This window comes from Methylobacterium sp. 391_Methyba4, from assembly GCF_029691625.1.
Classification (GTDB): Bacteria; Pseudomonadota; Alphaproteobacteria; order Rhizobiales; family Beijerinckiaceae; genus Methylobacterium; species Methylobacterium fujisawaense.
Genome location: NZ_CP121475.1, coordinates 4,667,779 through 4,685,703, shown reverse-complemented (window position 1 = coordinate 4,685,703; position 17,925 = coordinate 4,667,779). Strand labels below are relative to the sequence as shown.

At 70.5% G+C, this 17,925-nt stretch carries 17 protein-coding genes and 1 tRNA gene; 7 read left to right on the top strand and 11 right to left on the bottom strand.

The features are described from left to right. Positions 1-479: 479 nt before the first annotated feature. The 3 genes from P9K36_RS21995 to P9K36_RS21985 are packed head-to-tail and all read right to left on the bottom strand — an operon-like array spanning position 480 to position 2,835. Positions 480-752: a hypothetical protein gene (locus P9K36_RS21995; RefSeq protein ID WP_043348336.1), complete on the bottom strand. Its 273-nt coding sequence runs from the start codon at positions 750-752 to the stop codon at positions 480-482. A 53-nt stretch (positions 753-805) separates the two neighbouring features. After that, on the bottom strand, positions 806-2,059 hold the full coding sequence (locus P9K36_RS21990) for an RNA methyltransferase (protein WP_278305992.1): 1,254 nt from the start codon (positions 2,057-2,059) through the stop codon (positions 806-808). Next, complete coding sequence (locus tag P9K36_RS21985) at positions 2,056-2,835, bottom strand: TlyA family RNA methyltransferase (protein WP_278305991.1); 780 nt, start codon at positions 2,833-2,835, stop codon at positions 2,056-2,058. The genes P9K36_RS21990 and P9K36_RS21985 overlap by 4 nt, the downstream gene beginning before the upstream one ends. Positions 2,836-2,944: 109 nt before the next feature. On the opposite strand from P9K36_RS21985, the gene P9K36_RS21980 reads away from it, so the two are divergent. Continuing rightward, the gene (locus tag P9K36_RS21980) at positions 2,945-3,484 is read left to right on the top strand and encodes a superoxide dismutase family protein (protein ID WP_043759105.1); all 540 of its coding nucleotides are present in this window, start codon (positions 2,945-2,947) and stop codon (positions 3,482-3,484) included. Here the strand turns inward: P9K36_RS21980 and P9K36_RS21975 are convergent. The 4 genes from P9K36_RS21975 to P9K36_RS21960 form a co-directional block, all read right to left on the bottom strand. Continuing rightward, positions 3,477-3,929: an acyl-CoA thioesterase gene (locus P9K36_RS21975; RefSeq protein ID WP_051976177.1), complete on the bottom strand. Its 453-nt coding sequence runs from the start codon at positions 3,927-3,929 to the stop codon at positions 3,477-3,479. The two genes, P9K36_RS21980 and P9K36_RS21975, sit on opposite strands and share 8 nt — an antisense overlap. 26 nt (positions 3,930-3,955) lie before the next feature. Beyond that, positions 3,956-4,093: a hypothetical protein gene (locus P9K36_RS21970; protein WP_164706365.1), complete on the bottom strand. Its 138-nt coding sequence runs from the start codon at positions 4,091-4,093 to the stop codon at positions 3,956-3,958. A gap of 149 nt (positions 4,094-4,242) precedes the next feature. Beyond that, on the bottom strand, positions 4,243-4,512 hold the full coding sequence (locus tag P9K36_RS21965; protein ID WP_043385676.1) for a hypothetical protein: 270 nt from the start codon (positions 4,510-4,512) through the stop codon (positions 4,243-4,245). Between the two features lie 166 nt (positions 4,513-4,678). Beyond that, entirely contained in the window at positions 4,679-4,864 is a 186-nt protein-coding gene (locus tag P9K36_RS21960; protein ID WP_043385745.1) for a DUF1508 domain-containing protein, read from the bottom strand. A 302-nt stretch (positions 4,865-5,166) separates the two neighbouring features. Here P9K36_RS21960 and P9K36_RS21955 point away from each other — a divergent pair, with 302 nt between their 5' ends. Beyond that, the gene (locus P9K36_RS21955; RefSeq protein WP_278305989.1) at positions 5,167-7,065 is read left to right on the top strand and encodes a tetratricopeptide repeat protein; all 1,899 of its coding nucleotides are present in this window, start codon (positions 5,167-5,169) and stop codon (positions 7,063-7,065) included. A 136-nt stretch (positions 7,066-7,201) separates the two neighbouring features. After that, a complete protein-coding gene (locus P9K36_RS21950) occupies positions 7,202-9,340 on the top strand; it encodes a molybdopterin oxidoreductase family protein (RefSeq protein WP_278305988.1) in 2,139 nt (712 codons plus the stop codon). A gap of 318 nt (positions 9,341-9,658) precedes the next feature. Here the strand turns inward: P9K36_RS21950 and P9K36_RS21945 are convergent, their stop codons facing one another. The 3 genes from P9K36_RS21945 to P9K36_RS21935 form a co-directional block, all read right to left on the bottom strand. Beyond that, on the bottom strand, positions 9,659-11,209 hold the full coding sequence (locus P9K36_RS21945; protein ID WP_043759103.1) for a DEAD/DEAH box helicase: 1,551 nt from the start codon (positions 11,207-11,209) through the stop codon (positions 9,659-9,661). A 513-nt stretch (positions 11,210-11,722) separates the two neighbouring features. Further along, a tRNA-Leu gene (locus tag P9K36_RS21940) sits at positions 11,723-11,807 on the bottom strand. Positions 11,808-11,928: 121 nt separating this feature from the next. Beyond that, positions 11,929-12,234: a FliM/FliN family flagellar motor switch protein gene (locus P9K36_RS21935; protein WP_043351350.1), complete on the bottom strand. Its 306-nt coding sequence runs from the start codon at positions 12,232-12,234 to the stop codon at positions 11,929-11,931. 88 nt (positions 12,235-12,322) lie between these two features. Here P9K36_RS21935 and lipB point away from each other — a divergent pair, with 88 nt between their 5' ends. Further along, on the top strand, positions 12,323-13,054 hold the full coding sequence (gene lipB, locus P9K36_RS21930) for a lipoyl(octanoyl) transferase LipB (RefSeq protein ID WP_278305987.1): 732 nt from the start codon (positions 12,323-12,325) through the stop codon (positions 13,052-13,054). A gap of 34 nt (positions 13,055-13,088) precedes the next feature. On the opposite strand, the gene P9K36_RS21925 is transcribed toward lipB, so the two are convergent. Next, positions 13,089-15,215, bottom strand: a complete 2,127-nt coding sequence (locus P9K36_RS21925) for a carbohydrate porin (protein WP_043759101.1) — start codon at positions 15,213-15,215, stop codon at positions 13,089-13,091. Between the two features lie 353 nt (positions 15,216-15,568). On the opposite strand from P9K36_RS21925, the gene P9K36_RS21920 reads away from it, so the two are divergent. The 3 genes from P9K36_RS21920 to P9K36_RS21910 are packed head-to-tail and all read left to right on the top strand — an operon-like array spanning position 15,569 to position 17,915. Then, a complete protein-coding gene (locus P9K36_RS21920; RefSeq protein WP_205782340.1) occupies positions 15,569-16,132 on the top strand; it encodes an iron transporter in 564 nt (187 codons plus the stop codon). 17 nt (positions 16,133-16,149) lie between these two features. Next, positions 16,150-16,485 (top strand): cupredoxin domain-containing protein, encoded by a 336-nt coding sequence (locus P9K36_RS21915; RefSeq protein WP_043351359.1) that lies wholly within the window; start codon positions 16,150-16,152, stop codon positions 16,483-16,485. Beyond that, positions 16,482-17,915 (top strand): 4Fe-4S binding protein, encoded by a 1,434-nt coding sequence (locus P9K36_RS21910; protein ID WP_043385688.1) that lies wholly within the window; start codon positions 16,482-16,484, stop codon positions 17,913-17,915. The genes P9K36_RS21915 and P9K36_RS21910 overlap by 4 nt, the downstream gene beginning before the upstream one ends. Positions 17,916-17,925: the final 10 nt, after the last annotated feature.

Here is a 17,925-nt window from a genome sequence, read left to right as displayed (position 1 = left end):
GCGCAGGGCCGCAGCCCGCATCCGGCACCGCGACGATCGATGCAAGCTGTGCCGGGGATGTGGCGCTGTTTTCTGACGCTTCCGTGACATCGCGGCCCAATCCCTCGGAACAGCTCGGGGTCGGTCGCTGCGGGGCCGGTCGCCGCCTCGCCGAGGGCCTTGGCGTCGAAAGGGCGCTGAATAGGGGTGACGGAGCGGTCGCGCGCCCTCTCATGGACCGTCTCATGGACCGTCTCATGGACCGCCGCAGGCGCAACCGGTTGCTCCGGCCTGGGCGCCGTCAGCCGACCGTCGTCTGGGCGATCCCGCCGAATTCGGCCATCGCCGCCCGGAGAGGCGCCTGCTCGGTCCGGGTGGCATCGTCCCCGCGTCCGGCGAGCCGGGCTCACCCTGGCGGCCGTGGTCGCCTGCCGCCCGGCCCAGGCCGATCCTGCGGCGGCAAGGTCCGCCGACCGCGAGCGAGTGCCCCGGACCCAGGCTCAGTTGCAGCCGTCGCAGATGCTGCGTTCGATCCGATCGGTCAGGGCGCGCTCACGCCGCTCCTCCGTGCGGGACGGCACTTCGGCGGCCCCGAGCGACGTGCCTGGCGGCTTGGTGACGCCGAGGCTGTTGGTGTTCGGCGCCGTGATCGTGGAGGCCGGGCCGCCGCCGGTGCCCGTCTGATCGGGCGCGACCGTCTGTGCCGCGAGGGGAGCCGAGAGGGTGAGACTCAGCGCGGCCAGACCTGCGAGACGAAAATATCCTCGGCTCATGGAACCTCTCCAGTCTTCGAGAGAACGCCGAACTTCACTGCGGGTTGCCTGCCTCATCGGCGCCGCGCCGGCTCGCGTCGGAACACGCCAACCATCTCAACATGGCCCGAATGGCGGAACTGGTCCACCGGCGTGACGGCCTCCAGCCGGTAGCCTCCGGCAACCAGCGTCGCCGCATCCCGGGCGAAGGTGCCGGCGTCGCAGGCGACGCCGATCACGAGGGGCACGCGCGCGGCGGCGAGCTGGCGGGCCTGGGCCTCCGCGCCGGCCCGGGGCGGGTCGAACACCACCGCATCGAAGGCCTCGAGTTCGAGGGGGAGCAGGGGCCGCCGGAACAGGTCGCGGCGCTCGGTGGTGATCCTGCGCAGGCCCGAGGCCATGCGCGCGGATCGTTCGAGCCCGGCCAGGGCGGCGGCGTCGGACTCGACGGCGTGAACGGCGGCCGTCCGGCCGATCGCCAGGCTCAACGGCCCGCAACCGGCGAACAGGTCGGCGACACGTCGGACACGGGGGCCGAGGGCCGTCAGGGTGAGATCGCAGAGCGTCGCCTGTCCGGCGGCGGTCGCCTGCAGGAATCCGCCGGGCGCCGGGTAGAGGCGGATCGCGTCGGCAGTGACCGAGACCGGCTCGGCCTCCATGAGCCGCTCGCCGTGGAGGGAGAGGCGGGCGAGGCCGAGTTCGCCGGCGATCCGCACCAGCGCGGTGCCCACGCCGGCGCTCACCGGGCCGTGGCCGCGCAGATCGACGTCCAGGCCCTGGTCGGTGGCGGTGACGGCCACGTCGAGGGGCTTGCGCCCATGGCCCAGGGGGGCGGCGAGGCGGCGCGCCACCGCGGGGGCCGCGTGCAGCGCCGGCACGGTGATTGGGCAATGGTCGATCGGGACCAGCGCGTGGCTGCGCGCCGCCATCAGCCCGGCCTCGGCACGGCCGTCGATCTCCCGCACGTGCAGGGTGAGGCGGCGACGCCCGGTCCCGTGCGCGTCGATGATCGGGGCAGGGGCCACGTCGAGGCGGGCCTGGGACAGGGCCTGCGCGACGAGGCCGCGCTTCCAGGCGAGTTCCGCGGGCCGCGCGAGGTGCTGGGTGCGGCAGCCGCCGCAGCGCATGTAGTGCGGGCAGAACGGCGCGACCCGGTCGGGGGAGGCCTGCGTGACGGCGATGAGGTCGCCGCGCCGCGCCTCCCGGCGGATTTCCGCGCGTTCCCCGGGCAAGGTGTAGGGCACGAGGATCCCATCCTCGGCGATCCCGTCGCCGCGGGCGCCGAGGTCGCGGATCGTGACTGTCTCGATGTCGGCTGTCTCGCTCACGGCAACCTCGCACCGATCAGGAACTCGGCATTGCCGTCGCCGCCCGGCACCGGCGAGTCGATAAGGCCCAGGATTTCGGCGCCGAGCGCCTCCAGGGTTTTGCGGATGGCCGCGCAGACTTCTGCGTGGACCGCCGGGTCGCGCACGAGGCCGCCGCGGCCGACCCGCCCGCGCCCGGCCTCGAATTGCGGCTTGATCAGCGCGACGACCTCCGCTCCCGGGGCGAGCAGCGGCGGCAGGACCGGCAGGACGAGGCGCAGACCGATGAAGCTCACGTCCACGCTGGCGAGATCGGGGCGCGGGACGAGGGCGTCCGGGTCGAGGGCGCGGATGTCGGTCCCCTCCCGGTTGGTCACCCGCGGATCCCCGGCGAGGCGCGGATGCAATTGCCCCCGGCCCACATCCAGCGCGTGGACGTGGCGGGCGCCGCGGGCCAGCAGCACGTCGGTAAAGCCGCCCGTCGAAGCGCCGACGTCGAGGCCGGTACGGCCGGCCGGGTCGAGGCCGAACGCATCCAGGGCGGCGGCGAGCTTCATGCCGCCGCGGGAGGCGTAGGGATGCTCGGATTCCGCCTCGACCCGTGCCCCCGGGGCGATCGTGTCCGAGGGGCGCGCGAGCGGGCGCCCGTCGACCCGCACGAGCCCGGCGCGGATCGCGGCCTGGGCGCGGGCCCGGCTCTCGAAATGGCCGTGCGCCACGAGGAACAGGTCGGCGCGACGCGGGGACGGATCGTCCGTGGGCGGCGCGCGGTCCGGGATAGGCCGGTCTCGGGTCATCAGGGCTTCGTGCGGTCCCGGCAGATCTGCGACGGAGGTTTCGGGCCGCCGCCCTGTCGAAGGCCGGCGCGCTCCCTAACTAGACCGGGCCGGAGAGGAGAGCCACCGTATGACCCGCACCCTGCCGCTGCTCGCATTGCTCGGGACCGTCGCCGCCGGCGCCGCCCTGGCGCAGGAGCCTCCGAAGGAGGCCGCCAAACCGGCAGAGACCTATACGGCGCCGATCAAGAACGCCAAGGGCGACGCGATCGGCGCCTTGTCGATCCGCGACGGGGCGAATGCCCTGGTCCTGCGCGTGACGATCCAGCCCGGTGGTCTGCCGCCCGGCTGGCACGGGATGCATTTCCATGCCGTGGGCGACTGCTCGGATCCGAAGTTCATGAACTCGAAGGCCCACGTGAACCACGACCAGAGCAAGCACGGGCTGCTCAACGCCGAGGGGCCCGACGAGGGCGACCTGCCGAACCTCTACGCCGCGCAGGACGGCTCGGCCAATGCCGAGGTCTCGAGCGAGACGCCGCTGAACGGCGAGGGCGGCCTCAAGGATGGTGACGGCGCGGCGCTGATCATTCACGCCAACGAGGACGACCACACCAGCCAGCCGATCGGCGGCGCCGGCGACCGGATCGCCTGCGGGGTGATCAAGTAGTCGCGGAGGGCGAGGGCACCGCCGGCGGGATCGGCCGTGGGCGGCCGGCCTCGTCGATGGCCACGAAGGTGAACGTGGCCTGCGTGACCCGCTCGCGAACCTGGGTGCAGAAGCGCCGCGCCCAGGCCTCGACTTCGATCTTCATCGAGGTCCGGCCGACATGCGCCACCCGGGTATAGACGCACAGCACGTCGCCGACCCGGACCGGCCGGATGAACGTCATGGATTCGAGCGCCACGGTGACCACGCGTCCCTGCGCCCGGTCCACCCCCGCGATGCCACCGGCTTGGTCCATCTGCGAGAGCACCCAGCCGCCGAAGATGTCGCCGTTGGCATTGGTGTCGGCCGGCATGGCGATGGTGCGCACCGTGAGGTCGCCCTTGGGCAGATCGACCTCCACGGGCGGTGTCGCGCTTCCGGCCGGTGAGAGTGTGACGTGCTGCATGCCGTCCATCCGCCCCGTCTGCGCCGTCAGGACATCAGGCCGGCGAGCTTGAGACCCGCCGCCAGCAGCACGGCGACCGCACTCAGGATGCATTCGAGCGGGATGGATTGCCAGAGGTCCGGCGTCGCCGCCGCAGGCTCGGCGCGTTGCGCAATATCGTTCATCGGGCTTCCTCTCGGGCGCACCGATCTGCCGTCGGCGGTCCCGTTCCCGGCACGATAAAGCAAGGGCCGCCCGCGCGCACCCCGAATCGGCGCATGAAAAAGCCCGGCGGCTCGAGGGAGCCGCCGGGCCGGTCAGGTCGGAGAACCGCTCAGTAGTAGAACCGGCGGCCGTAATAGGGACGGCGGTAGAACGGCCGCGGGCCGTAGTAGAACCGGCGACGGTAATAGGGGCGGCGCCAGTAGGGCCGCGGGCCGTAGAAGCGGCGGCGGTAGTAGTACTGGGCCTTCTCGGCTACTGCCGGCGCGGCTTCGGCGGGCAGGGCCAGCCCCGGACCGATGGGCGCGGCGGACGCGCCCTCCGGCGCCGCAGCCGCGAAGCCCAGCACCAGCAGGGCCGCGAGCAGGAATTTCCTCAGCACGGTCTCGACTCCCTTCGTGTGGTTACGTCCTGGTCGACGAACCGCACGGGAAGCGAGGGCCCTCCGCCCGGTCCGAAACGCTGCAACGCGTAGGCGAGCGGAAGCGTTGCAGCATAACCGCTGCGACGTTTCGGACAGGGTTGATCGCGGGTTGAGACCCGACGGGTCAGGCGATCTTCGTCGTCATGTCCTCGATGCGGGCCTCGGCGCTTTGGCGCACGAGGGCGATGCCGTGCTCGCAATCCTCGCGGCGGCTATAGCCTTCGCCGGATTCGGCGATCACCTCGCCGTTGCGCGCCCGGAGGCGCCAGCGCCATTCACCCTTGGCGTCCCGATAGAGTTCGAACCGCATGATGCAGGCCCCCATTCGTCCGTCGGCAGAAATGGGGGCACGGCGCGGCCAATAAAAGGATCTGCCCGCGCCGGAGCGGCCGTCCGGTCGGGCGACGGTCGCGGAAGGACCATCCGCTGCGGGGGCTCGAGAAGTCCCGGCGACGGACTCGGATCCGGCTCGATTCTTTGTTTTGCGCGAACGAATGCATGTGTTCGCTCGACATCATTGGATCAAAGCAGTATTCGGCTGCATCGCTGCGGGTGGCGAATCACGCGGCCACGGTCGGGCTTGCCGGGTCGCCGTGGCGTGAACGGATCGCGATGAGCGAGAACAGGGCACTGTCCAGCGCATCGGAATGGTCGGTTCCGGAACGCCGGCTGGCCGCGATCTTCGCCGCCGACATCGCCGGCTATTCGAAGGCGATGCATGCCGACGAGAGCGGCGCCATGCGCGCCCTCCAGGCCACGCGGCGGATCGTCGACCGGATGATCGCGGCCCGTCACGGACGGATCGCCAACACGGCCGGGGACAGTGTTCTGGCCGAGTTCGCCTCGGTCATGGATGCCGTCTGCTGTGCGGTGGCGATCCAGCGAGCCCTCGCCGAGGCCGAGGGGGAGGCCGCGCAGTTCCGTCTCCGCATCGGGATCCATCTCGGCGACATCATGGTGCATGACGGCGATCTCTTCGGCGACGGCGTCAACATCGCCGCGCGTCTGCAGAGCGCCGCCGAGCCCGGTGCCCTGAGGCTTTCGGAAGCCGCCTACCTGCAGGTTCGTGGTCTCTCGGAAATCCCGTTCATCGATCTCGGCACGCAGCGCCTCAAGAACATCGCACGCCCCGTGCGCGTCTACGCCGTGCCGCCTCCCGACCAGCGGACGTCGCGCGCCATCCGGGCGGGCCGCGCCCGCGCCGCCCTCCGGCCGACGCTCGGCGCCGTCGCGGTCCTCGCCGCCGCGGGGCTGGCTCTGACCTGGCCCCGTCTCGTCGGATCCGAGCGCACGGATGGGCCGGGCGAGCCTCTGCGCCCGAGGCTGTCCCTGGTGGTCCTGCCCCTGGCGAACCAGAGCGGCGAAGCAGACCAGGATTACCTCGCCGAGCAGCTCGCCGAGGATCTCTCCGCCGATCTCGCCCGCGCTCCGGGGACCTTCGTCATCGCGCACGGCACGGCCCAGGCCTACAGGGGGCGGCCCGTCGAGCCGCGCGCCGTCGGCCGCGAACTCGGCGTCCGCTACGTCGTGCAGGGAAGCCTTCGGCAGAGCGGCGAGCAGGTGCGCTTCGCCGTGCAACTGACGGATGCCGAGACCGGCGCCGCCCTCTGGGCCGACCGCTACGACGGACCGCGGACCGCCGTCGGCGCCGCGCAGGATGTCCTCGTCGCCCAGGTCGGCCGCGCCCTCGGCGTGCGTCTTCTCGAGGCCGCCACGCAGGCCCGGTCGGGCCAGCCGGCGGATGCGGTGGATTTGGTCATGCGCGGACAGGCGCTGCTCAACCGGCCCTTCGCCCGCGACAACCACGCCCAGGCCCGCCCGCTGTTCGAGCGCGCGCTCGGCCTCGATCCGGCCAATGTCGATGCGCGCCTGGGGCTCGCCGAGGTGCTCGTCGACGGGGTGCTGAACGGCTGGACGACCGAGCGGACGGCGGATCTCGACACGGCCGAGCAGGCGATCGCATCGGTCCTCCAGGGCGACCCGACACATCCCTTCGCGCATTACCTGCGCGGGGAGACCCTGCGCGCCCGATCGCGCTACGCGGAGGCCCTCGCGGCGTTCGACCGGGTGCTCACCCTGAATCCCAGCTTCGCCCGGGCCTACGCCTATCGCGGCCTCATCCAGATCTTCCTCGGACGGGCTGAGGAGACGGAGCGCGACATCGCCGCCGCCATCCGCCTCAGCCCCAAGGATCCCCTGCTCGGGGCGTGGCTCGCCCGGGACGGCTTGGCCAAGCTCCATCTCGGGCAGGATCAGGAGGCGATCGAGCCGCTGCGCCGCGCGGCGGCGGTGAACCCGCTCTTCGACTTCCCCCACCTCTATCTCGCCTGCGCCTTCGCGCGGCTCGGCCGGGATGTGGAGGCGCGGGCCTCCCTCGCCGAGTTCCTCAGGCTGCGCCCCGGCTACACCCTCGCCCGCTACCGAAGCCTGACCTCCACCGATCCGACCTTCCTGGCCCAGCGGGCACGCATCTACGAGGGCCTGCGCCGCGCTGGACTGCCGGAGGGCTGACCCCGCGCGTCCGCCCGGCACGGATCGGGCACCGCGCTCGAATTAGAATTTTTCTTCTTCCCGATATAGGCTGGACCCGACCCGCGCCGAGAAACACGCATAATAACGAGACGCCTGCGGGGTCAGGGAGGAAACGATGAACGAGATCGTCCAGGCCGAGGCCGTCTCAGAGGTCTTCTACGGCGCCTGTCCGCATGATTGTCCCGACACCTGCTCCATGCTGTTCGAGGTGAAGGGCGGCGAGCTTCTGAGCGTGCGCGGCAACCCGGACCACCCGATGACCCGGGGCGGCCTCTGCGTGAAGCTGAAGGATTACGAGAAGCGCCACTATCATCCGGACCGGGTGCTCTACCCGATGAAGCGCGTCGGCCCGAAGGGCTCCAAGCAATTCGCGCGCATCACCTGGGACGAAGCGCTCGACGAGATCGTCAGCCGCTGGACGGCGATCATCGACCAGTACGGGCCGCAGGCCATCGCCCCCTACAGCTATCTCGGCAACCAGGGCCTCGTGCACGGGCTGAACGGCGGCGACGCCTTCTTCAACCGCCTGGGCGCCACCGTGACCGAGCGGACCTTCTGCGGCGAGGGCTCGTGCACGGCCTGGCTCCTCACCGTCGGGCCGACCGCCGGCCTCGATCCGGAGAGCTACATCCACTCCAAGTACATCGTCATCTGGGCCTGCAACTCCGTCAGCACGAACCTCCACCACTGGGCGATCGTGAAGGACGCGCAGAAGAAGGGCGCCAAGGTCGTCGTCATCGACGCCTACGCGTCGCGCACCGCCAAGGCCGCCGACTGGCACATCGCCCCGAAGCCCGGCACCGACGGCGCCCTCGCCATGGCGCTGATCAACTCGATCATCGCGCAGGGCCTCGTCGACCAGGACTACGTCGACACCCACACGATCGGCTTCGCCGATCTGAAGGAGCGGGCCGCCCCGCGCACGCCGGAATGGGCGGAGGCCATCACGGGCGTCTCGGCGGCCGACATCCGCAGGCTCGCCCACGAGATGGCGACGGCCCAGCCGGTGGGCATCCGCATGGGCGTGGCGCTGGAGCGGCATTTCGGCGGCGGCCAGACCATCCGGGCGGTCACCTGCATCCCGGCGCTCACCGGTGCGTGGCGCCATGTCGGCGGCGGCGTCACGCAGTTCCCGGTCTGGGAGCATCCCTACAAGTTCGACGTCATGTGCCGGCCCGACCTGATCCCGGAGGGCACCCGGGTCGTCTCGAACCTGCAGATCGGCCGCGCGCTCACCGGGGAGCTGAAGCTCGACCCGCCGATCATGTCGATGATGTGCTGGAACTCGAACCCGGTGACGCAGGCCCCCGAGACCGACAAGATCGTCGCGGGCCTGATGCGGGAGGACCTGTTCATGGTCTCGGCCGAGCACTTCATCTCGGACACGGCCGCCTACGCCGACATTCTGCTTCCGGCCGCGATGGGCGCCGAGATGGAGGACATGATCCTCTCCTGGGGCCACCTCTACCTCACCTACAACACCAAGTGCGCGGAAGCGCCCGGCGAGGCGATCCCCAACAACGAGATCTTCCGCAGGCTCGCCGCCCGGTTCGGCTTCGAGGAAGAGAACTTCAAATGGTCGGACGCGGAGTGCCTGGAGCACTACGTCGACTGGGCCTCGCCCGCCTGCGCGGGGATCGACCTCGCCTACATGCGCGCGCATGGCTTCGCCCGCCTGAAGGTGGGCACGCCGGACGACCGCGCCCCGCACCGGGAGGGCAACTTCCCGACCGATACCGGCAAGTGCATGCTCAAGATCGAGGGCGCCACGAACTTCGTCGCGCCGCCGTTCCGGCAGATGTACGAGGGCTTCCAGCCCGGCGAACCCCTCGACCCGCTGCCCGACTATGTCGGTGCGCGGGAATCGCACGCGAACGATCCGGAGCTGGCCAAGCGCTACCCGCTCAACATCGTCTCGCCCAAGAGCCACTACTTCCTGAATTCCTGCTACGCCAACATGGCGGACAAGCAGAAGGGCCAGGGCGAGCAGTTCGTGATGATCAGCCCGGCCGATGCCGAGTCCCGGGGCATCGTCGACGGCGACCGCGTCCAGGTCGCCAATGCCCGGGGCGCCTTCAAGGGCGTCGCGCGCGTCACCGACGACGTCACGCACGGAATCGTGGTGGCGACCCTCGGCTACTGGCGCCAGCTCAACGAGGGGACAGTCAACAGCATCTCGTCGGCGGCCTTCACCGATATGGGCCACGCCCCCTCGTTCTCCGACAACCTCGTCGAGGTCTCGCGGGCGAACTGACCGAGTCCTGTGATGGGAACCGCGCGCAGCGACGGGAGCCGGGGCAGCGTCACAGCCGGGGATGTGGTGCCGGCTGGCGTGCGTCGCTGCGCGCGCGGGGACAGCGGAGCCCTCATGGGGAGACGGGGTCGCGGGGCGTCCCCGCCCGCCATCCGGCCGGCGGCGCCCTCGCCGCGTGCGGGGCCGCAAGGGCCCGAGGCATGGTCACGGGCGTCAGGGGGAACTGATCGCCGCGCGGCGCGGCTTCGCGGCCGCGGCCTGCGCTGAAATGGAAAGCCGCCCGGGACGGATCCGTCCCGGGCGGCTCGAATGTGACGCTCAGGAGCGGGGCGCCCGCTCCAACCAGCCGATGCTGCGACCCTCGCCGCCGCCCCCGCCGCTGCGCGGCCGGGCATCGGCCCGCTGGGGCCGGGCGTCGCGGTTCGGACGGCCCTGGTTGGGGCGCTCGCCCTGCGGTCGTGCCGGCCGGTCGGCGCGGACGTCGCGGCCCTGCGGGGCATGACCCCGCCCGTCGCCGCGGGCGTCGGCCCGGCCTTCCTGGGGCCGGCCCTGCCGGGGCGCACCCTGGCCGGGGCCGCCGAAGCCGCGGCCACCCTCCGGCCGACCCTGCTGGGGGCGGCCCTGCGACTGCCGGGGCCGCTGACCCTGGCGGCCGCCGCCGGGACGCTGCTGCTGCCGTTCGGGCCGGCGCTCCTCCTCGCGGGCGATCTCGGCCGCCTCCTGGCGGGACGGCGGGGTGAAGCCCTCGGGGAAGCCCGCCACCGGCACCTTCTGCCGGGTCACCCGCTCGATGTCGCGCAGGTAGGCCTTCTCCTCGTCGTTGCAGAACGAGATGGCGAGCCCGTCCGCGCCGGCCCGGGCGGTGCGGCCGATCCGGTGGACGTAGCTCTCCGGCACGTTCGGCAGGTCGAAATTGACCACGTGGCTCACGCCCTCGACGTCGATGCCGCGGGCCGCGATGTCGGTGGCGACCAGAACCCGGCAGGAGCCGTCCTTGAAGGACGCCAGCGCCCGCTCGCGCTGCGGCTGGCTCTTGTTGCCGTGGATGGCCGCCGCCGCGATGCCGACCTTGTCGAGCCCGCGGACGACGCGGTCGGCGCCGTGCTTGGTGCGGGTGAAGACCAGGACGCGTTCGATCGCCGGATCGCGCAGGATGTGGCCGAGCAGCGCCTGCTTGGCGCCGGTGTGGACGAAGATCACCTGCTGGTCGACCCGCTCCGCCGTGGTGGCGACGGGCGTCACCGCGACCTGGACCGGATCGGTGAGATACTGCGCCGCGAGGCCGGCGATATTCTTCGGCATGGTCGCCGAGAAGAACAGGCTCTGGCGCTTCTCGGGCAGCATCTTCACGATGCGCTTGAGGGCGTGGATGAAGCCGAGGTCGAGCATCTGATCGGCTTCGTCGAGGACGAGGATCTCCACGCCGTCGAGGATCAGTGAGCGACGCTCGATCAGGTCGATCAGCCGGCCGGGGGTGGCGACGAGGATGTCGACGCCCGGCGCCAGGGCGCGCTCCTGCCGGCTGATGGTGACGCCGCCGAACACCACCGTGTTGGTGAAGGACAGGTGACGGCCGTAATCCGAGAAGGATTCGGCGATCTGGTTGGCGAGCTCGCGGGTGGGCGAGAGCACCAGCACCCGGCAGCCGCGGCGCGGCGCGCGGCGGTCCGAGAGCGAGAGGCGGTGCAGGATCGGCAGCGCGAAGGCCGCGGTCTTGCCGGTGCCGGTCTGGGCGATGCCGCAGAGGTCGCGGCCTTCCATGGCGGGCGGGATCGCCTGGGCCTGGATCGGGGTCGGCGCGACGTAGCCGGCCTCGCTGAGCGCCCGCAGCACGGGCTGGGCGAGGCCGAAATCGGTGAATTGGGTCAAGGATGTATCCGATGCAGCAGGGCCGGCCGGGCGCCTCGCGTCGCACGCGATCGATGCCGTGTTGGGGCCGGTCCGTTGGCAGGGGGCAGCCCGCGTGATGGGGCGGCCCGGGTGCATGCACGTTATGAAGAGGGGGGCCGGATCACGCCGGGAAGGCGCCCGATCCGTCACGCAGCCCCCTCAAGCGGGCCATGACGGCCGCTGACGCTGCAGCGCCGATATGCGGCTGTGCGACTGCGAAGTCAATGCAGGGCCGGGTTGCGGCGCGATCAGGCCGAGGGCCACGCGGACCGGTACCAGTGCCCCGTCGAGCCCGCGAACACGGCCGGCGATCCGGGCATGGCCCTCCGCCTCCGGCAGCACCAGGGCGCCCGAGCTTTCGGTCGATCGGGACCGGGCCGCGGTTCCGCAGAGCGGATCGGCTTACTCTGATGTTGTGTCGCAATCGGCGGCGCACCGCCCTGTCTGGCACCACATCCGGGCTGCCGCAGATCCGGGGCAACCGAAACAATGTGGTGCGGCCAAGAGGACTCGAACCTCCACCCCTCTCGGGACTAGCACCTCAAGCTAGCGCGTCTACCAATTCCGCCATGGCCGCATCGGACGCGAAGATCGGTCCGTTTGCCCGACCGTCGCGCGCCGCGGGAGAACCCGGGGCCGCTTTCGTGTCGCGCGGCGCAGCGGATAACAGATCGTTCCGCCGCCGACAAGCGCCTCGCTCACGGGGAATCGTAGCCGCCCTCCAGGAAAGGCGCCGCGCCGTCGCCGATGCTGATGCCGGGCTCCACGATCGAGGCCGCCTTGCGGATCAGCTCAGTCACCTCGACGGAGATGCGGTCGCCGGTCACCACGATCTGCCCGCGGGCGATCGGGTGGTCGTTGGCCAGGATCTCGACCATGTCGCTGTCGCTGGCTTCCAGCTCGATCACGGCGCCACGGCCCATGCGCAGCAGCATGTGCAGCGGCATGCGGGCGCGGCCCAGCACCACTGTCAGATCGACCTTCAGGGTCTCGAAGATCGCCACCAGCCGCCATCCTGTCTCACGGCCGGTCCTTGCCAGCGCCGGCCGCGAATGTTGAAGGCTGCGACCATCGACGCAGGATGATGAACTCTTGGTAAACGCGCCCCGCCTCACGGTCCGCCCGCACGCCTTCCCGAAGCGGCCCGGCGCAGATCCGGTCGCCGGCCCGGTGGGCTGGCGCGTGAGCGACGCGCCCGTGGGCTACACGGCCGCCCTCGCCTGGATGGAGGCGCGTGTGGAGGCGATCGCCCGCGGCGCGGCGCCCGAATGCGTCTGGCTGCTGGAGCACCCGCCGCTCTACACGGCCGGGACTTCGGCCCGACCGGAGGATCTGGTGGCACCGGACCGCTTCCCGGTCCACGCCACGGGCCGGGGCGGGCAATACACCTATCACGGCCCCGGCCAGCGGGTCGCCTACGTGATGCTCGACCTCGACCGGCGCAGCCGCGACCTGCGCGCCTATGTGGCGAGCCTGGAGGCGTGGCTGATCGAGACGCTCGCCGCCTTCAATGTCCGCGCCGAGCGCCGGGAGGATCGGGTCGGCGTCTGGGTACGCCGGCCCGAGAAGGGGCCTCGCGTCGAGGACAAGATCGCGGCGATCGGGATCCGGGTGCGCCGCTGGGTCAGCTTCCACGGCATCAGCCTGAACGTCGAGCCCGATCTCGCGCATTTCGACGGGATCGTGCCGTGCGGCGTCCGGGAGCACGGGGTGACGAGCCTCGTCGATCTCGGCCTGCCCGTGAGCCTGCCGGAGGTCGACATGCAGCTCCGCGCCGCCTTCGAGGCGCTCTTCGGGGCCACCGTGACCGAGGCGGCGGACTGATCGGGCATGCCGCCGATGCCTCCGGCCGCGCCGATCAGAAATCCGCGTGCAACCGCGAGGCGAAGAAATGCGCGGGGCCGCGGTCGCGATTGTATCCGGGATTGTCGATGAACTGGTAGTCGAAGGTCAGGGTGACAAATTTCGTGAGGTTCAGGGCGTAGTAGGTCTCCAGCGCGCGCTCGGTGCCGTAATTCAGCCGCCCGTCGCCGATCAGCAGGCCGAGGTAGCCGGCCGCGAAGGCGGCCCGGTGTGAGGGCGAGAGCCCGTTCATCGCGGCGCCGATGCCGATCGTGTCGTCGGGCCGGTCCCAGGCCTTGCCCTTCAGCGACAGGCCTCCGGAGAAGCTCCGGTCGATGTCGGTGAAGGAGATGTTCTCGGTGCGCCCGTCGTTCAGGCTCGCCCGGGCGAACAGCCCGAGTTCCGGCGTCAGCCCCTGCTCCAGGTTGATGTAGCCGCCGGTCTTGCGGCGGGGGCGCCTTGTCGCCGCGACGGCGTCGTTGATGTCGTCGAACAGGCCGAGCTGCGTCAGGGTGACCACGTCGCGGTTGTTGGCCGAGACACCGACATTCGAGAACAGGCCGATCCGGATCTTGCCGGGCTGCTCCAGCCACGGGAGGACGTGGCGCTCCTCGAACTCGACGTTCAGCCCCGCACGCCGGAACACCCGCGGGTCGAGCACGTCGCTCGACGGCTCCTTGGGCACCTGCGTGTAGGCTGCGCGGATGGCGAATTCCGGCCGGTTGTACTCGGCGTAGACGCCCTGCGTGAAGCCCGGGAGGTTCGCCGGGAAGTCCCAGGCCGAGGCGCCCCAGAGCGACCAGTTGAAGAAGTCCACGCGCGGGTCGTGCGCGTAGATGTTGCCGTCGAAGAAGTCGCCCAGCGCGAACTTGCCGGCGATCAGCGTGATCCGCTCGGCATCGTAGCGGGTGGCCACCTGGTTCGGACCGTCCGGCACATCCACGGTCTCGCCGCCCAGCCCGAAGGTCTGCTTCACGTAGTAGCGGTTCGAGCGCAGCTTCGGGAACGGGGCGCCCGCCTTCTGCGCCTCGCCGTTGACGAAGCCGGCGACGCCCAGCGTCCGCGAAAGGCCGAAGCCCTGGCTGAATTCGGGGTTGTAGTAGATCTCGGTGCTGTCGGTGAGCTTGAGGCCGAGGAAGATCGTCGCCGTGGTGGTCTGCCGGGCCTGATGGGGGATCAGGCTCTGCGCGCCCTCGTAGGGCGAGCGGAAGCCGGGCACGGCCTGCGCGATCAGGGTCGTCTGCCCGTGCAGCGAGAAGCGGCCGGTATCGCCGTTGTCGGGGTCGTGCGGAGCGGTCTCGTCCGGGTCCGGCGGCACCTTCAAGCCGCCCGGGAACCACATCAGCCGTGCGAACAGCTGGTTGGAGGTGAAGCTCGCCCGGGTCGTGACCGGTCCACCCGTGTCGCCGGGCACCACGCCCAGCGGGAAGCGCCGGCTGCCGCCGAGATCGATGTAGCGGTAGTCGATGCCCAGGGCGAGGCTGTCGGTGATGGCGTATTGCACGCCCGCGCCCAGGGTGAAGCCGACATAGCCCAATTCCCGCTGCGCGGTGGTCTGGGCGCCCGTGTCGAGATCCGGATAGCTGGCGAGAAACCGGGCGTTCGCACCGGTGAGCCCGAAGGTGCCGTAGATCAGATAGCGATCGAAGCTGTAGCCGAGTCGGGCACGCAGGGCGCCGTAGAGATTCGTCTTGGCGCGCACGACGTTGAAGGCCGGATCCGCATCCGCGTAGCCGAATCCCGCGACGGTCGCGGGGACCGGACGCTTCAGATTCGCCAGGTCGAGATTCGCTTCGATGCCGTAGACCCACGGCCCGGCCTGCCAGGTCCAGCCGCCGAACACGCCGCCCACGGCCGTGGTGGCGTTGCGCCCCTGGTCACTGCGGCCCGTGGAATCGCCGCTCTTGAAAGCCGGGATCGGCCGGCCGCCGATCGTCGTCGGACCGAAATTGTAGGCCCCGTAGGATCCGCCGGCGCTGCCCTCGAGGCCGACATAGCCGCCCGACCAGTCGGTGTAGGTCGGCCGGGTGGCGTCGGGGCGCGGCGCGGCGAAGTCGGCCGCCCGCGCGGCAACCGGGACGAGAAGGGGCGTCGTCAGAATGAGGGCTGCGGTGCGGACCAGGGGCACGGAACGGGTTCTCATCCGACTCACAAAAAAGTATAGCACTTGCTAAAACGGTCTTCGGCGTCGCGCAAGCCAGGGTGCGCCTTCTCGCCACAGGCCGCCTCGCAAGTCATCTCCGTTCCGCCCGCCATCCTCGATGCTCGGCATGGCAGTGGAATGACAATCCCGGTCCCGCCGTCTCGGTCAAGATGCAGAGGGTCATCGTATAGCGAACATCTCCGTGAGCTTTTGCAATGACCGCGTCACGGTGCCGGAAAGACATGCGAATACGATCATGGCTCCCCAAGGTGGTCTCAGATTAGAATTGTTATTATTTGAGATCGATGCGATTCCAGTTTGAACTTCGAGCGGGGTGGATTATGTGCGACCGCATGCATGCGTCGCCCATCACTCCGCTTCTCCGCGGCCTCGCCGCGGCCTCGCTCCTCGCCTTCGCGGGCCCCGCGACGGCCAAGGAAGTGCCCATCGGTCCGCATGTGACGCAGAACGGCCTGGAGGTCGCCGCCGTCTATCTCCAGCCGATCGAGATGGATCCTCCCGGCATGATGCGCGAGGCCGCCAAGTCGGACATCCACCTCGAAACCGATATCCGCGCCGCCAAGGACAACCGCAACGGCTTCGCCGAGGGGGATTGGGTGCCGGCCCTCGACGTCCGGTTCGAGGCGGTGAAGCTCGATGGCGACAAGCCCACCGACCAGACGGTGTCGGGGGTGCTGATGCCGATGGTCGCCAATGACGGGCCGCATTACGGCGATAACGTCAAGCTGTTCGGCCCCGGCCGCTATCGCCTCAAAGTAATGGTCGCGCCCCCGGGCAAGGACAGCCATTTCGGTCGCCACGTGGACAAGGAGACAGGGGTCGGTCCGTGGTTCGAGCCCTTCGCGGTCACCCAGGATTTCACCTTCGCCGGTGTCGGCAAGAAGGGCGCCTACTGAATTTGCCGGAGCTGTCCGTGTCCCGCCTGTCGCGCTTCCTCGCCCCTGCCGCCGTGCTGCTGGTCGCCGTCGCGTCCGCGCGGGCCGACGACATGCCGGTCATCAAGGTCGAGATGCGCGATGGGGTGATCCTTCCGGCGGTGATCGAGGTGCCGGCCAACACCCGCTTCAAGCTGGAGATCTCGAATACCGGCCAGAGCCCGGTTGAGTTCGAGAGCACGGAACTCAAGCGCGAGAAGGCGCTGGCCGCGGGCTCGACCTCGGCGATCGTGTTCCGCACCCTCGATGCCGGCACCTACCAGGTGTTCGACGACTTCCACCCGGAGGCGAAGGCGACTTTGGTGGCCAAATGAGCGCGTCGACGACAGCGCCAGCCTCCCTTGCCCTGAGCCGTGTTCCGCCGCGTCGATCCGTCATCGACGGTGCGCTGGCCCGGTTCGGCGACGGGCTGCGCCGGTACGGTTGGATCATCCGGGCCGTGCAATGGCTGATCGTTGCCGTCTACGCGGTTCTGGTGATCGTCCCGGCGCTGCTGCCGCTCCCCGACAACGCCGCCCATATCTGGACCAACCTGACGCTCGCCGCTCAGTTCGCGTTCTGGGGGATCTGGTGGCCGTTCGTGCTGGTGAGCATGGTCCTGGTCGGCCGTGCGTGGTGCGGCGTGCTTTGCCCCGAGGGCGCGCTCAGCGAATTCGCAAGCCGCTGGAGCCGCGGCTATGCCGTGCCGCGCTGGATCACCTGGCAGGGCTGGCCCTTCGTGGCCTTTGCCGGCACCACCGTCTACGGGCAGATGACCAGCGTCTACGGCTATCCCAAGCCGGTCCTCGCGGTCCTGGGGGGCTCGACGCTGGCGGCGATCGTGGTCGGCCTGCTCTACGGGCGCAACAAGCGCGTCTGGTGCCGCTACCTCTGCCCGGTCAACGGCGTCTTCGCGGTGCTGTCGAAGCTGGCGCCGGTCAGCTTCCAGGTCGACAGCGCCGCCTGGGCGGTCTCGCCCAAGCCCGTCGGGGGCACCGAGAGCTTCAACTGCGCGCCCCTCGTGCCGGTAAAGACCATGCGCGGCGCGGGCGCCTGCCATATGTGCGGGCGCTGCAGCGGCCATCGCGGCGCCGTGCGACTCGCCCTGCGCTCCCCCAATCACGAGATCGTCCGCGTTGCGGGCGAGGAGCCCAGCCTCGACCAGACCATGCTGATCCTGTTCGGCATGCTGGCGCTGGCGGTGGGCGCCTTCCAATGGTCGTCGAGTCCCTGGTACGTCGACGCCAAGCAATGGGCCGCCACATGGCTCATCGAACGCGGGACCACGTGGCCCCTGGAGCATTCGGCGCCCTGGTTCGTGCTGACGAACTACCCCGACCGCAACGACGTCATGACCCTCCTCGACGGCGGGTTGCTGCTGGCCTACATCGGCGCCGCGACGATCGTCCTCGGGCTCGCCCTGTCGGGGATCGTGGCGCTCGCGACCCTGTCCCTCGGGGGCTGGTCCCTGCGCCGCTTCCACCACCTGACCCAGACGCTGATCCCCGTGGCGGGCTGCGGCGTCTTCCTGGGCCTGTCGGCGCTGACCGTCACGTTCCTCCGCGGGGACGGCATCGTGATCCCCTACGTGGCGGAGATCCGCACGGCCCTGCTCGCCGGCGCGAGCCTGTGGAGCGTCTGGCTCGCCTGGCAGGTGGCGGGGCTTGCCGTCGGTGGGGTCCGCCGGGTGGCGGCCGCAGCCTGCATCGCCGGGGCGGCCGCCCTGTCGGTGGCCAATTGGGTGCTCCTGTTCTGGATCTGGTAGCGCGCGGTCC

Coding starts and splice junctions, on each gene's coding strand:
- P9K36_RS21995 (WP_043348336.1), bottom strand. CDS start 752: ATGAGCCGAGGATATTTTCGTCTCGCAGGTCTGGCCGCGCTGAGTCTC.
- P9K36_RS21985 (WP_278305991.1), bottom strand. CDS start 2,835: ATGACCCGAGACCGGCCTATCCCGGACCGCGCGCCGCCCACGGACGAT.
- P9K36_RS21980 (WP_043759105.1), top strand. CDS start 2,945: ATGACCCGCACCCTGCCGCTGCTCGCATTGCTCGGGACCGTCGCCGCC.
- P9K36_RS21975 (WP_051976177.1), bottom strand. CDS start 3,929: ATGCAGCACGTCACACTCTCACCGGCCGGAAGCGCGACACCGCCCGTG.
- P9K36_RS21970 (WP_164706365.1), bottom strand. CDS start 4,093: ATGAACGATATTGCGCAACGCGCCGAGCCTGCGGCGGCGACGCCGGAC.
- P9K36_RS21960 (WP_043385745.1), bottom strand. CDS start 4,864: ATGCGGTTCGAACTCTATCGGGACGCCAAGGGTGAATGGCGCTGGCGC.
- P9K36_RS21955 (WP_278305989.1), top strand. CDS start 5,167: ATGAGCGAGAACAGGGCACTGTCCAGCGCATCGGAATGGTCGGTTCCG.
- P9K36_RS21950 (WP_278305988.1), top strand. CDS start 7,202: ATGAACGAGATCGTCCAGGCCGAGGCCGTCTCAGAGGTCTTCTACGGC.
- P9K36_RS21925 (WP_043759101.1), bottom strand. CDS start 15,215: ATGAGAACCCGTTCCGTGCCCCTGGTCCGCACCGCAGCCCTCATTCTG.
- P9K36_RS21920 (WP_205782340.1), top strand. CDS start 15,569: ATGCATGCGTCGCCCATCACTCCGCTTCTCCGCGGCCTCGCCGCGGCC.
- P9K36_RS21910 (WP_043385688.1), top strand. CDS start 16,482: ATGAGCGCGTCGACGACAGCGCCAGCCTCCCTTGCCCTGAGCCGTGTT.